This window comes from Edaphobacter aggregans DSM 19364, from assembly GCF_000745965.1.
GTDB classification, from domain to species: Bacteria; Acidobacteriota; Terriglobia; order Terriglobales; family Acidobacteriaceae; genus Edaphobacter; species Edaphobacter aggregans.
The window spans coordinates 38,831-51,674 of the sequence record NZ_JQKI01000012.1; the positions used below are offsets into that span (position 1 = coordinate 38,831).

Genomic DNA, 12,844 nt, shown 5'->3' on the forward strand with positions numbered 1-12,844 from the left:
TTAAAGGCAGCCATGTTTGAGAACCTCTCCGATAAACTCCAGCGCTCCTTTAAGAACCTCCGCGGCGAAGGCACCATCACCGACGAGAACATCTCCGAGGCCGTCCGCGAGATCCGCCTCGCCCTGCTCGAATCCGACGTGAACCTCGCCGTCGTCGACGAGCTCGTCGAGCACATCCGCACCCGCGCCCTCGGCTCCCAGGTCGCCACCGCCCTCTCCCCCACCGAGCAGATCGTCAAGATCGTCCACGACGAGCTCGTCAACGTACTCGGCCGCGACACTGCGCGCTTCCAGAAGGCCTCGCAGCCCCCCAGCGTCATCCTCATGGCCGGCCTCCAGGGCTCCGGTAAGACGACCACCTCCGGCAAGCTCGCCCAGTGGCTCAAGAAAGCCGGGCACCGCCCCATGCTCGTCTCCGTCGACGTCTACCGTCCCGCCGCGCGCGAGCAGCTCGCCATCGTCGCCCGCTCCATCAGCGCCAACCTCTACGGGGGCAAGGTCGACTCCGCTAAGCCCGGCACCGACGACGTTCTCCGCCTCGCGAAAGAGGCCAAGCGCGAAGCCGCCAACTTCGGCTGCGACATGCTCATCGTCGACACCGCCGGCCGCAACCACATCGACGCCGAGCTCATGGACGAGATGGCCGCCCTCAAAAAGCTCCTCACCCCGTCCGAGATCCTCTTCGTCGCCGACGCCATGACCGGCCAGGACGCCGTCAACTCCGCCAAGGCCTTCAACGACCGCCTCGCCATCACCGGAGCCGTCCTCACCAAGATGGACGGCGACGCCCGCGGCGGCGCTGCCCTCTCCATCCGCCACGTCACCGGCCAGCCCATCAAGTTCCTCGGCACCGGCGAAAAGCCCGACGCCTTCGAGCCCTTCCACCCCGACCGCATCGTCTCCCGCATCATGGGCCACGGCGACATCGCCACCCTCATCGAGCGCGCCGAAGAAAAGCTCGACCGCGGCAAGGCCGAGGCCTTCGCCAAGAAGGCTCTCTCCGGCGACGGCTTCACCCTCGAGGACTTCCGCGACCAGCTCCGTCAGATCAAAAAGATGGGCTCCATGAAGTCCATCCTCAAGATGCTCCCCTCCGTCGGCCCCTTCGCCGGAATGCAGCAGGCCATCGACAACGTCGACGAAGGCCAGTTCACCCGCGTCGAGTCCATCATCAACTCGATGACGAAGAAGGAACGCCTCGACCACGAGATCATCAACGGCAACCGGCGCAAGCGCATCGCCCGCGGCTCCGGAACCACCGTCCAGGACGTCAACAACCTCCTCCGCCAATACGCCCAGATGCGAAAGGTCTTCAAGACCATGGGCGGCGGAGGCGGCATGAAGGCCCAGCAGAGAATGATGAGCCAGCTACAGGGACGGCAGCGGTTCGGGAGATAGTTCGACACGAGAGGCCGTCGTTGACAATCAATGTTTTTGAAATATCGGAAGCTGAACGAAATAGAGTATTGGCGATCGAGGAAGGCCATTTTGCCGATTTGAAAGCTATTCAAATCGCACCTGGTAAGCTGACCAAGACAATAGCAGCGCTCTCTAACGCAGACGGCGGAGAGGTCTACGTAGGTATAGACGAAGACAAGAAGAATCAATTGAAGTCGTGGGCAGGGTTCGCGACTCCAGAAGCTGCAAATGGACACATTCAGATATTCGAAAAGCTTTTTCCATTAGGGGATGGCTATACATACTCGTTCCTTAAATGTGGTAGCAGCAACGGACTAGTGTTAAAGATCGAAATACAGAAGAGCCGCAATATAAAAAAAGCGTCCGATGACATCGTTTATGTTCGAAGAGGCGCACAAAGTATGCCCTACACAACCGCCGATGATTTGGCGCGCTTAGCACGTAACTAAGGTCTTACATCGTTCGAAACAGAGACAGTGAATGCAGACCCAGTCGTCCTCACAAATTCAGCGGTCAGCCTGCAATTCATGCTTGAAATCGTTCCTACGGCAGAGCCAGATGCTTGGTTACGTAAGCAACAGGTCATTGTCGGCGATAAACCCACGGTAGCAGGTGTTGTGCTCTTCGCTGAAGAGCCGCAAGCGCTTCTCCCAAAACGCTCTGGCATAAAGATCTATCGCTACAAGACAACAGCTGACGAGGGAACAAGAGAAACGCTTGATGGTGATCCTCTCTCGATTGAAGGTCATGCGTAGCAACAGGTCATGGATTCGGTGAAAACCACTTCAGCAATTATCGAATCCGTCCGGGTCAATACGCCCGAGGGTCTTGAGCCAGTTAAATACCCAATAACAGCACTCCACGAAGTCATCACTAACTAATGCAGTCTTGCATCGGGACTATAGCCTTGCAGATGACATCCATATTCGGACTTTCGATAACCGTGTAGAGGTAATAAGTCCCGGTTCGTTACCGGCTCATATCACCCCTGAAAATATTCTTGAAGAACGTTTTTCTAGAAACGGCGTGATTGTCAGGTTGATCAATAAGTTTCCCAATCCACCAAACAAGGATGTTGGAGAAGGATTGAATTCAGCTTTTTTGGCAATGCGCGATATGAAGCTCAAACCGCCAATCATTCAACAAGGAAACAATTCGGTCAAAGTCGTTCTAAAACATGAACCTCTTGCCACACCAGAGGAACTCATTCTGAATTACTTACAAACGAATGACAGTATCAAAAATAGTGTCGCGCGTGAGATATGCTTCATCGGGTCCGAAATAAAATGAAAGGCATCCTGCAACGTTTAGTTGCGAAGGGGATGATCGAACTCGTGCCCGGTACGACTAGGTATTCTGCCGCATATCGGCTTGTTAGAAGAGTGGCAGCGCGCGGTCCGGTGATCCAATAGCCTAAGTGGGACGGGTGCCCCACATCTGAAAGCTAGCCACAAAACCGGGTGGACGGGTGGCCCACATCTGACTATCCAGTCACGAATCGGGTGCCCCATATCTCGATTATGAGATGTGGGCATTCGCGCAACGCGCGAACCGATACCCTAAAAATCAACCCATGCCGCTGGGCCTCAAGCGCTACCAACAGGAAGGTGACCACCACTTCATCACCTTCAGTTGGACAGGTGGCTCACATCTAGTGGCATGTCGCAGAAACAACGTTACTGCGGATGCGGCGGCTCGGATCGGAATATTTCCACTGGATCTGCCCGAGTTGCTCCATGATGCGGCCGACTCGGGCTAAAAGCGCAATGGCTATCTTCTCGGCTCATACCGCATCGCCACCGCCCCCGAGCCGAACTCCAGCCGGCTCACGAGCCTCAAGTCGACATGCTTCGATAGCCCCGCGAACAACGTCGGCCCGTGGCCCGCTAGCCTCGGCTGCACCACGAACTCGTACTCATCGATCAATCCCAGCTCCGCCAACGCCAGAGGGAGCTTTACGCCTCCCATGAACAGTCCCTTACCCGGCTCCCGCTTGAGCTGCTGAACGGCCGTCCCTAGATCCCCGCGCACGAGCTCCGCGTTCCAATCGACCCGGTCCAGGGTGCTCGACACGACGTACTTCTTTGCCGCGTCGATCGTCCGGGCGAAGGGTTCCATCCAATCATGCCTCGCCACCGTCCGCGCCGGCGGCCGGAACGCTGCCTCCATCATCTCGTAAGTCACCCGGCCAAAGAGGAGGGCATCAGCTTGGTCGAGGTTCTCGATCGCGTGACGATGCAAGTCTTCGTCCGCTGGTATGACACGATGATCGCAGCACCCGTCCAATGTGACGTTGATGGAATACCGAAGGGGTCGCATTACGCAAGAGTACCGCCGATGGGGTAGACCAGGCCGGGTGGCGCATACATAAATTCCCTCCGACACATCAGGTGCCCCATTCATGCGGCTTCATCGCATGAGTGGGATCATTCGCGCAGAGCGCGAACCGCCTTGCTTAAGGGCACGGCTTCAGCCGTGCCGAAAAGTCCGCTGCAAAGCGGCGTACCGCACTGCCGTAGGCCGGAGTGAAGCCCGCAGGGCGAAACGACTGATCCATTCACAACTGCCTTCCACTGCCAAATCAGCGTAAGCTGGAGCACAAATTCCCAGCATGGACTCTCTATGAACTCAACGATCAAGTCGTCTCTTCCAAAGAGTGCTGTCGGTGCCGAGGTCTCGCTGTTCAGGCTGTATACGCTGCGCCTCTGCTATTTGATACTTGCCGCCGGACTGGGCACGTACATCTGGCCCAACGTCATTCACCACACCAACGAGCTGGCGATAACCAAAGGTCCCCTGCTCGCATTGCTGGCCGGCCTTGGAGCAACTGCAATCCTCGGGCTTCGGTACCCCGTCCAGATGATCCCGCTACTTCTCTTTGAGCTGATCTGGAAGACCATCTATCTCATCGCCTTCGCGCTTCCGCTATGGTCAGCCCATCAGATCACCGCGGCGGCCGCTGAAGATATCAAAGCCTGCCTCATGGTGGTGATCTTCCTGCCTCTTATCCCGTGGCGTTACGTCTTTACGCATTACATCGTGCAGCGAGGCGAGCGCTGGAGATAACCGATCCGTACACATGAACGGAGATTCGCGCAAAAGCGCGAACCGACACAGCCTCACTTACTGCGAGCCTTCTTCCGCACCGGCTTAGCCTTCCCCTCCAGGGTCGAAACAAACTCAAACCCCCGCTCGGCCCACCGTTTCACCTCTCTATCCGTCCCGCTTCCATCAGGATCCACGTAGACATACCCCTTCATAGGCCGACCGGTGAAGTCCATCGGACGCACATGCGGCTCCCTCAGCGCATCTTCATGACGGTCCGGTCCCACCCGCACCATCAGGTCGTCCTTCACAATCCCGCAGAACATCTTCCCATCCAGCAGAAATGCGACGCCACCGAACATCTTCTTCTCGGTCACACCCACGCGGCCGCCCACCGTGCGCCGAATCCGTTCCTGAAGCATCTCGTCGTATGCCATACCCACTCCTTCTGAGGAATGGTATCGAACAGGTGGCCCCCACATCTGATCAGTCCGACAAATGCCGCGTTCCCCATTCATGCGGTCTAATCGCATGAGTGGGCCATTCGCGCAGAGCGCGAACCGCCTTGCTTAAGGGCACCGCTTCAGAGCCTGCCCTGAGCGCAGTCGAATGGGTGCCGAAAAGTCCGCCGCAAAGCGGCGTACCGCACTACCGTGGGCCGGAGTGAAGCCCGAAGGGCGGAACGACTAATCTGCTCAAGGAAGCGCATGAAGCACGAACCCCCAAAGATCCTGTCAAGCCCCCAAACCTGTGCAAAACGCCCGCTGAATCACCACATCCAAAACAAACCAAATCACTTCCCACCCAAAAACAAATCCCCTAAAGCTGCCGTTTTACCCACCTCAACTCTCTACAATAGAAGTAGGTACAAAAAAGCAAGCCCCGGCACCCGCCGGGGCTTCTCGTTTTAACCCACAACCACAGTCTGGCAATCGAATTGCGTCCGAGGTCCAGACCTAAATTCTCTACTTTGAAGATCTTGCACAAAAACAAGGGGGTACACCCATGAACGAAGCCACAACCAACTACGACCAGCCGAACAACAGCTACCAGTGCCACCACATCTTCCCCGACAACGCCCGCTGCGGCAGCCCGCGCATGCGCAACGAGCAGTTCTGCTACTTCCACCACGACTCTCGCCGCCCCGTCGTCCGCCCCGAGCAGCGCATCGCGCGCCGCAGCACCTTCTCTCTCTTCACCCCCACCAGCCACGACTCCATCCAGGAGTCCCTCGGCGAGCTCCTCATTCGCATCGCCGCCAACGACATCGACCCGCGCCGCGCCGGCCTCCTCCTCTACTGCCTCCAGATCGCCTCCGCCAACCTACGTACCGCCCAGAAGGCGCAACAAACCCAGACTCCACCGGAGGCAGATGGCCCACATCTAGGTTGAGTCGAAGAATCGGGTGCTCGGGTGCCCCATATCTCGATTCTGAGATGTGGGCATTCGCGCCACGCGCGAACCGCTACCTACAACGCGTGCCCCATGTGTTGTAATGATTTGGAAATCGAAGACCGCAAACGAACCAGCGCGGCAACTCCAACCATGGCACAAACAGAACGTCCACTGAAGCAGGCCCTCCTTCTGACCTCCGGCTTCGGCGGTCTTCTTTTTATCGCTACTTTTCTGCTCCTCGGAATCCTCGCGATCCCCTACTCTCCCATACGAGAGACCATCAGCGCGCTTGAGTTCACCTCGCTCGGCATCGCCCAGCGCATCAACTTTGCCGTCTTCGGCCTCCTACTCATCGCCTTCGCCTTCGCACTGCGCACCGAACTGCATCACGGTCGCGGCGCACGGCTAATACCCCTCCTCCAGTTCCTCTCCGGACTCGCCGTCATCGGCGACGGCCTCTTCATTCACGAGCCCCTTCACCTCATCTGCGACCTGATCGCCTTCAACTCGACACTGCTCATCCTTTTCCTCTTTGCCTGGCGCTTCTGGCCCGATCCTCGCTGGAAGCACTGGGCCTACTACTCCATCGTCACTGCGCTGCTGATGATGTGCTTCCTCACCGCCTTCGGACTCACCAACCATCCCGGCGGCGGACCGGCCGGAGCCATGGAAAAACTCGCTACCGTCACCCGTACACTATGGTCCGCGCTCCTCACCCTCAAACTTCTTCGAGGCGCTCGCCTGTAACACCGCGGGCGGGTGGCCCACATCTAGGTTGAGTCGAAGAATCGGATGCCCCATCTTCGCGACGGCTTCATCTCGCCGAGGTGGGACATTCGCGCAAAGCGCGAACCCCAACGCTAAACTGTATCCATGGCCGACAAGATCACGGAATCCGAGATCAGCACTCTCGTCGACACCTTCTACGCCAAAGTCCGCCTCGACCCCGACATCGGCCCCATCTTCAATGCCATCGTCGGCGACTGGCCCCATCACCTCGCCACCCTCAAGGACTTCTGGTCCACCGTCCTCCTAACCACCGGCCGCTACAAAGGCGACCCCCTGATGACCCACCTCCAGCTCCCGCTCGACCCCGATCACTTCTCCCGCTGGCTCACCCTCTTCGCCGAGACCGCCAACGAAGTCCTCTCGCCCGAGCATGCCGCCACCGTCATCGAAAAGTCCCACCGCATCGCCCAGAACTTTAAAGCCGGCATCGCCTATCGACAGACCCAGCAAGCCGCGGTCAGCTAAGACCCCGACCATCCACGTAGGCTTCCATTCCCCTGTACCATTTCGTCGTCATCAGACGAACAGCTCCAGGAGAACTCCATTGCCGGGAAAATCTCCAAAGGCCAGCTACGTCCTCCCCCACACCCTCGCAGGCGAGCGCCAGCGCCTCGCCCTCATGTCCCAACTCCTCGACCCCATGCACCGAGCCCTTATCGAACGACTCGGCCTGCGCCTCGGCTGGCGATGCCTCGAGATCGGCTGCGGCAACGGCTCTATCTCTAAGTGGCTCGCCTCCAATGTCGGCCCCAAAGGACACGTCACCGCCACCGACATCGACCTCAGCTACATCGACCATCTCCACGCGCCGAACCTCGAAGTACGCCAGCTGGACATCCTGAGGCACGAGGTCGAACCCGCCACCTACGATCTCGTCACCGCCCGCGCCGTACTGCATCACGTCAAGTCGCCAAAAAAGGCAGTCCAGCACATGGTCCGCTTCCTGAAGCCTAACGGCGTGCTGCTCTCCATCGAGCCTGACTTCCTCCCCGCCACCGCCGCCACACCCGAAGCTCTGCGCGCCTTCTGGCAAGCCTGGCTCCAGTGGTCGGCGTCGGTAGGCATCGACTACTTCATCGGACGCAAGATGCCAGCCCTCCTCTCCGCATCCGGATTGAACCCAGTCAGCGCCGAAGGCACCACCGCCATCTATCCCGGACAATCCCCCTGGGCAAGGTACTGGCTCGAAACCCTTGAGGAGCTCCGTCCCCGGCTGATCGAGTCAGGCTACGTCTCCCGCACCATGCTGACACACTTCAACCGCCTGTACTCCGACCCGCGCATCTGGACCAGCGCAATCACCTTCGTTGCATCCTCGGGAACCAAGCCGCAAGCCCCTCGCAAACTCCGCTAGACTTATCCACGCACCCTCAAAGGAGTTCCATGAGCTCCAGCCCAAAAACCACCATCGCCCCCATGCTCTCCGTCCGAGACGGAGCCAGAGCGGTCGACTTCTACACAGCAGCCTTCGGTGCAGAAGTGGTCTTCCGCCAGGACGACCCGGACGGATCAGTCGTCGCCCAGCTCTCCGTCAACGGAGCCGAGTTCTGGCTCGCCGACGAATCGCCAGAACACCTGAACTTCAGTCCCGAGACCCTCAACGGCGGCACCGTCCGCATCATCCTCACCACCGACGACCCCGACGCTGCCTATCGCCGAGCCGTCTCCGCAGGAGCCACCGTCGTCTGGGACATGACCAACGAATACGGCTGGCGCATCGGAAGGCTCGTCGATCCCTTCGGCCACCACTGGGAGATCGGCAAGCCGGAGAGCGCCTGAGCACATCCGCAGTCGGCCTCTTAGCTGGTTTTAGATACCCCCTCCCCTTCTGGAGCTACAATGGCGCACCCCGGGGAAGCACCATTCCAGTCTCACGAAAGAGAGAGCAGCCATGCTTGGAGAACAGATTGGCGAAACCAAAGGAAGACGACTTGTCCGACGCGTCATCTCCATCGACCCACCAACCGCAGAAGTATCCTTTGAAGACACCGGCCAGATGCTCGGCATCCCCACCACCGGCATGGGAACCTACACCTCCGTCATCCGTCCCGACGGCTCCATCCTTGGCCACGGACAGGGCCTCAGTCTCACCCAGGATGGCGAGGCCATCACCTGGACCGGAACCGGCGTAGGCAAATTCGGCCCCGGCGGCGCCGTCAGCTACCGCGGCATGCTCTTCCTCCAAACCCCGTCCCAGAAGCTCGCCCGCGTCAACAATGCCTGCGCGGCCTTCGAGTACGAAGTCGATGCCACCGGCAACACGAACTCCAAACTATGGGAGTGGAAGTAGGGCTGTGTTCTGGCTCGCCGAGGAATCTCCAGAGCACCTGAACTTCAGCCACGAGACCCTCAACAGCGGAACCGTCCGCATGATCCCACCACCGACGACCCCGACGCTGCTACGAGCGTTGCTTGAGTGCGGCGAGGACTTCGGCTGGCTCGGGGCGGACGCGGAAGTCGGCGTGGGCCTCGGCGAAGGTGATGACGTTTTGCTGGTTGATAACGAAGGTGCCGGGGAGCGGAAGGCGCCAACTGGCTTCGGTGGCGTTGTGGTAGCTGAGGCCGGCGTTGTTGAAGGGGATGTTGACGAGGATGGACTGGAAGTAGCGGCGCTGCTCGGGCGAGACGGTGTAAGCGAGGCCGAACTGTGCGGCAAGCTCGCAGCCGGCGTCGGCGAGGAGGGGGAGCTGCAGGCCGTGCTGGTCGATGGTGAAGTTGTTCTGGCGCGTGTTCTGCGGGGAGATGGCGACGAAGAGCGCGCCGCGGCTGCGGACTTCGGTGTAGAGGTCGCGCCAGGCCTCGAGCTCGGTGACGCAGTAGGGGTCCCAGCGGCCACGGAAGAAGTTGACGACGAGCGGACCGAGGGCGAGGAGGTCGGCGGAGTTGACGGGCTTGCCGGTGTGGGCGTCGGGCAGGGAGAAGGGTGGAGCGGGCTGACCGGGCTTGAGGACGAGGTCCTCGATGCCGGTGGCGAAGAGCTCGGCGATGGTGCGCTCGGAAAAGGCGAGGCGTTCGGGCTGCACGAGCGCGCGGGTGTTCTGGGTGATCTGGTCGAGCTGGTCCTGGAGGGAGGTCTTGAGTGAAGAGGCCACGAATTAATTATCGCAGCCTCTCGGGGGTGATTGCGGGATCAGTGGCAGGGGACGGATTTTAGCATGGACTGCTTGCTGCGGTTGGAGGCCGTGGTGGTGCGTGGCGCAGCGACAGAGCTGTGAGCTGCGGGAAGGGATTTGAGCAGCGAGGTGAGGCGGGCGAAGGCCTGGTCGCGTGCGGTCTTGTTGGCGGGATTGGTGTTGCCGGGGTCTTCGCCAGCGCGCATGAAGCCATGGCCGGCTCCGTCGTAGGTGACGGGGTCATACTTCTTTCCGGCGGCCTTCATGGCCCCGGTTGTGTCGGGGATGGTGGCGTCGATGCGCGCGTCGTTGCCGGCGTAGAAGCCGTAGACGGGCGCGGTGATGGTGGAGAAGTCGGAAGGCGGCGGGCCGTAGAAGACCATAGCCGCGGCGAGGTCCTTGCGGTGGGTCGCGAAGGCGAAGGACTTGCCGCCTCCCCAGCAGAAGCCGACGGTGACGAAGGTGCCGTTGGAGGCGGGAAGCTTTTTGGCGTAATCGGCTGCGGCGTCAAGGTCGGCGAGCACCTGGTCGGGGTTGAGGCCGGAGACGGCCTTGGTGGTGGCGTCCATGCTGGTGAAGGAGTCGGAGTTGCCGCCGTTGGGGCCCATGCCGGAGAGCAGGTCGGGAGCGACGACGATGTATCCGGCGGCGGCGAGCGAGTCGGCCATCTCCTTGGGCCAGTCGGCGAGGCCGAAGATCTCGTGGATGAGGACGACGACGGGGACTTTCTTGCTGACCTCGGGGTAGACGACGAAGGCTTGCAGCGAGCGGTCGCCGTGCTTAAGCGTGACGTACTCGCGATGGCGAGGCGAGGCGTCGAGACGCTCTTTTGCCCACTGCTGGGCGGTCGCGGCGAGAGAGGTGACGAGGAGGAGAGCGAGCAGAGAGAGCGATTTGCGGCACATGGGCCAGAGTGTAGTCGCTGGAGGGAGAGCGGGCAAGATGTTGCTTAGACTGGAGGCATGAAATTTCATCTGCGGGTGGCGGCGGCTGGGGACGTAGCGGGGATTCGCGAGGTGATCGATGCTTCAGTGCGCGGGCTGCAGGCGGAGGATTATTCCGCAGCGCAGATCGACGCTTCGCTGAAGACAGTGTTTACGATCGATCGCCAATTGATTGCGGATGGGACGTACTTTATCGAAGTGGCGGAAGACGGCTCGCTGGCTGGATGCGGCGGCTGGAGCAAGAGGAAAACTCTTTACGGGGGCGATCACCAGGTGGAGCAGGTTGAGCCTGAGCTGCTGGACCCGGCGGCAGACGCGGCGAAGGTGCGGGCGATCTTCGTGCATCCGCGGTATGCGCGCATGGGATTGGGGAGCACGATTCTGGCGGCTGCGGAAGAGGCTGCGATGGCGGCCGGGTTCCGGAGGTTCGAGATGGGTAGCACGCTGACCGGCGTTGCGTTGTATGCGCTGAAGGGATATCGCGAGGTCGATCGCGTGATGGTTCCGGTGGGAGACGGCGAGCAGATTGAGGTGGTGCGCATGGTGAAGGACGCACCGTTGTAGGCTTGTAGTCGCGATGGAGGGTGTGGACGAATGACAGAGATGGAGATCGCGAAGGGGAACGAGGCGCTTTGCCTTCTGGCTGGGATGTCGAACCGTCATGGACTGGTGGCGGGTGCGACTGGCACGGGGAAGACGGTGACCCTGCAGGTGATGGCTGAGGCTCTGAGCTCGATCGGCGTACCGGTGTTTGCGGCGGACGTGAAGGGCGATCTGTCGGGGATCAGCCAGCCGGGGAAGAGCTCGCCGAAGTTCGATGAGCGCGTGAAGTCGATGGAGCTGGGGGAGTGGAGCTTTGCAGGTTGCCCGGTGGTTTTCTGGGATGTCTTCGGCGAGGAGGGGCATCCGGTGCGGGCGACGGTGAGCGAGATGGGGCCTCTGCTGATGAGCCGCATCCTGAACCTGAACGAGACACAGACGGGCGTGCTGACGCTGGTCTTCAAGATCGCCGACGACAGTGGGCTGCTGCTGCTGGACATGAAGGACCTGCAGGCGATGCTGCAGGAGGTGGCGACCCGCGCGAAGGGGTATCAGACGCAGTACGGGAATATCTCAGCTGCGAGCATTGGTGCGATTCAGCGCGGGCTGGTTGCGCTGGGAGAGCAAGGAGGCGACCAGTTCTTCGGCGAGCCGGCGCTGAATATCGATGACCTGCTGCAGACGGAGGCACATGGCAAGGGCGTGGTGAATATTCTGGCGGCGGACAAGCTGCTCGAGTCTCCGCAGCTGTATGCGACGTTTCTGCTGTGGCTGATGAGCGAGTTGTTCGAGAAGCTGCCGGAGGTGGGCGATCCGGAGAAGCCGAAGCTGGTGTTCTTCTTCGACGAGGCGCATCTGCTGTTCAACGATCTGCCGCCGGTGCTGCAGTCGAAGATCGAGCAGGTGGTGCGGTTGATCCGGTCGAAGGGGGTGGGGATCTTCTTCGTGACGCAGAATCCGATCGATGTGCCGGAGACGGTGCTGGGCCAACTGGGGAATCGTGTGCAGCATGCGTTGCGGGCGTTCTCGCCGAAGGATCAGAAGGCGGTGAAGGCTGCGGCGCAGACGTTCCGCGCGAATCCGACGTTGGATGTGGAAGAGGTGATTACGCAGCTGGGCGTGGGTGAGGCGCTGGTCTCGTTTCTGGATGAGAAGGGGATCCCGGATGTGGTGGAGCGGGCGATGGTTTGTCCGCCGCACAGCCAGATCGGGCCGATCACGCCGGAGCAGAGAGCGGCGATCATCAAGGGCTCAGTGGTCGCGGGAGTGTATGAGACGGCGGTGGATCGCGAGTCGGCTTACGAGAAGCTTAAGGGCAAGGTTGCGGCTTCGACCACGGCGGCAGCGCCAGGGCAAAGCGGCGTTGGGTCGCCGACGCTTCCGCAGGGGTCGGAGCCGGGATGGCTGGAGTCGGCGTCGACGGCGCTGGGTGGAGTGCTTGGCGGTGGCGGCTCGCGGCGCGGAGATACGGTGGTGCAGGCGATGGTGAAGAGCGCTGCGCGTACGATGGGAAGCACCGTCGGGAGGCAGATCATTCGCGGAGTACTGGGATCGCTGCTGGGCGGGTCGTCTTCGCGGCGGTAGAACATCGGCCTTCGG

Annotated in this window: 17 protein-coding genes; 13 read left to right on the top strand and 4 right to left on the bottom strand. The window is 60.6% G+C overall.

The window, feature by feature from the left end; genetic code table 11:
- Nucleotides 1–12 precede the first annotated feature (12 nt).
- From ffh to Q363_RS42660, 4 genes are all read left to right on the top strand, one after another.
- Entirely contained in the window at nucleotides 13–1,398 is a 1,386-nt protein-coding gene (gene ffh / locus Q363_RS05135; protein ID WP_035348390.1) for a signal recognition particle protein, read from the top strand.
- 20 nt (nucleotides 1,399–1,418) lie between these two features.
- Nucleotides 1,419–1,868, top strand: coding sequence for an AlbA family DNA-binding domain-containing protein (locus tag Q363_RS42650; RefSeq protein WP_211256119.1), 450 nt, complete (start codon nucleotides 1,419–1,421; stop codon nucleotides 1,866–1,868).
- Between the two features lie 27 nt (nucleotides 1,869–1,895).
- Entirely contained in the window at nucleotides 1,896–2,174 is a 279-nt protein-coding gene (locus tag Q363_RS42655) for a hypothetical protein (protein WP_051978400.1), read from the top strand.
- 133 nt (nucleotides 2,175–2,307) lie between these two features.
- Nucleotides 2,308–2,709 carry an ATP-binding protein gene (locus Q363_RS42660; RefSeq protein ID WP_211256120.1) on the top strand — a complete coding sequence of 134 codons (402 nt, stop codon included), beginning with the start codon at nucleotides 2,308–2,310 and terminating at the stop codon, nucleotides 2,707–2,709.
- Nucleotides 2,710–3,189: 480 nt separating this feature from the next.
- Here Q363_RS42660 and Q363_RS05150 read toward each other — a convergent pair whose 3' ends face one another.
- On the bottom strand, nucleotides 3,190–3,738 hold the full coding sequence (locus Q363_RS05150; protein WP_035348393.1) for a dihydrofolate reductase family protein: 549 nt from the start codon (nucleotides 3,736–3,738) through the stop codon (nucleotides 3,190–3,192).
- A gap of 303 nt (nucleotides 3,739–4,041) precedes the next feature.
- Between Q363_RS05150 and Q363_RS05155 the strand changes: the two genes are divergently transcribed.
- The gene (locus tag Q363_RS05155; RefSeq protein ID WP_051978402.1) at nucleotides 4,042–4,485 is read left to right on the top strand and encodes a hypothetical protein; all 444 of its coding nucleotides are present in this window, start codon (nucleotides 4,042–4,044) and stop codon (nucleotides 4,483–4,485) included.
- 53 nt (nucleotides 4,486–4,538) lie between these two features.
- Here Q363_RS05155 and Q363_RS05160 read toward each other — a convergent pair whose 3' ends face one another.
- Entirely contained in the window at nucleotides 4,539–4,901 is a 363-nt protein-coding gene (locus Q363_RS05160; protein ID WP_035348396.1) for a TfoX/Sxy family protein, read from the bottom strand.
- Nucleotides 4,902–5,469: 568 nt separating this feature from the next.
- On the opposite strand from Q363_RS05160, the gene Q363_RS05165 reads away from it, so the two are divergent.
- The 6 genes from Q363_RS05165 to Q363_RS05190 all read left to right on the top strand — a co-directional run bounded on the left by Q363_RS05165 (nucleotide 5,470) and on the right by Q363_RS05190 (nucleotide 8,938).
- Nucleotides 5,470–5,856 (top strand): hypothetical protein, encoded by a 387-nt coding sequence (locus Q363_RS05165; protein WP_035348397.1) that lies wholly within the window; start codon nucleotides 5,470–5,472, stop codon nucleotides 5,854–5,856.
- 153 nt (nucleotides 5,857–6,009) lie between these two features.
- A complete protein-coding gene (locus Q363_RS05170) occupies nucleotides 6,010–6,606 on the top strand; it encodes a DUF998 domain-containing protein (protein WP_035348399.1) in 597 nt (198 codons plus the stop codon).
- A gap of 126 nt (nucleotides 6,607–6,732) precedes the next feature.
- Nucleotides 6,733–7,113, top strand: a complete 381-nt coding sequence (locus tag Q363_RS05175) for a group III truncated hemoglobin (RefSeq protein WP_035348401.1) — start codon at nucleotides 6,733–6,735, stop codon at nucleotides 7,111–7,113.
- A 79-nt stretch (nucleotides 7,114–7,192) separates the two neighbouring features.
- Nucleotides 7,193–8,002, top strand: a complete 810-nt coding sequence (locus Q363_RS35745; RefSeq protein WP_051978403.1) for a class I SAM-dependent methyltransferase — start codon at nucleotides 7,193–7,195, stop codon at nucleotides 8,000–8,002.
- 29 nt (nucleotides 8,003–8,031) lie between these two features.
- Entirely contained in the window at nucleotides 8,032–8,427 is a 396-nt protein-coding gene (locus Q363_RS05185) for a VOC family protein (protein ID WP_035348403.1), read from the top strand.
- A 112-nt stretch (nucleotides 8,428–8,539) separates the two neighbouring features.
- Nucleotides 8,540–8,938, top strand: a complete 399-nt coding sequence (locus Q363_RS05190; RefSeq protein WP_035348405.1) for a hypothetical protein — start codon at nucleotides 8,540–8,542, stop codon at nucleotides 8,936–8,938.
- A 109-nt stretch (nucleotides 8,939–9,047) separates the two neighbouring features.
- Here Q363_RS05190 and Q363_RS05195 read toward each other — a convergent pair whose 3' ends face one another.
- The gene (locus Q363_RS05195) at nucleotides 9,048–9,740 is read right to left on the bottom strand and encodes a peroxiredoxin-like family protein (protein ID WP_035348407.1); all 693 of its coding nucleotides are present in this window, start codon (nucleotides 9,738–9,740) and stop codon (nucleotides 9,048–9,050) included.
- Nucleotides 9,741–9,778: 38 nt separating this feature from the next.
- Nucleotides 9,779–10,666, bottom strand: coding sequence for a dienelactone hydrolase family protein (locus tag Q363_RS05200; RefSeq protein ID WP_035348408.1), 888 nt, complete (start codon nucleotides 10,664–10,666; stop codon nucleotides 9,779–9,781).
- A 57-nt stretch (nucleotides 10,667–10,723) separates the two neighbouring features.
- Between Q363_RS05200 and Q363_RS05205 the strand changes: the two genes are divergently transcribed.
- A complete protein-coding gene (locus Q363_RS05205) occupies nucleotides 10,724–11,269 on the top strand; it encodes a GNAT family N-acetyltransferase (RefSeq protein WP_035348409.1) in 546 nt (181 codons plus the stop codon).
- A gap of 30 nt (nucleotides 11,270–11,299) precedes the next feature.
- Nucleotides 11,300–12,829 carry a helicase HerA-like C-terminal domain-containing protein gene (locus Q363_RS05210; RefSeq protein ID WP_035348410.1) on the top strand — a complete coding sequence of 510 codons (1,530 nt, stop codon included), beginning with the start codon at nucleotides 11,300–11,302 and terminating at the stop codon, nucleotides 12,827–12,829.
- Nucleotides 12,830–12,844 lie beyond the last annotated feature (15 nt).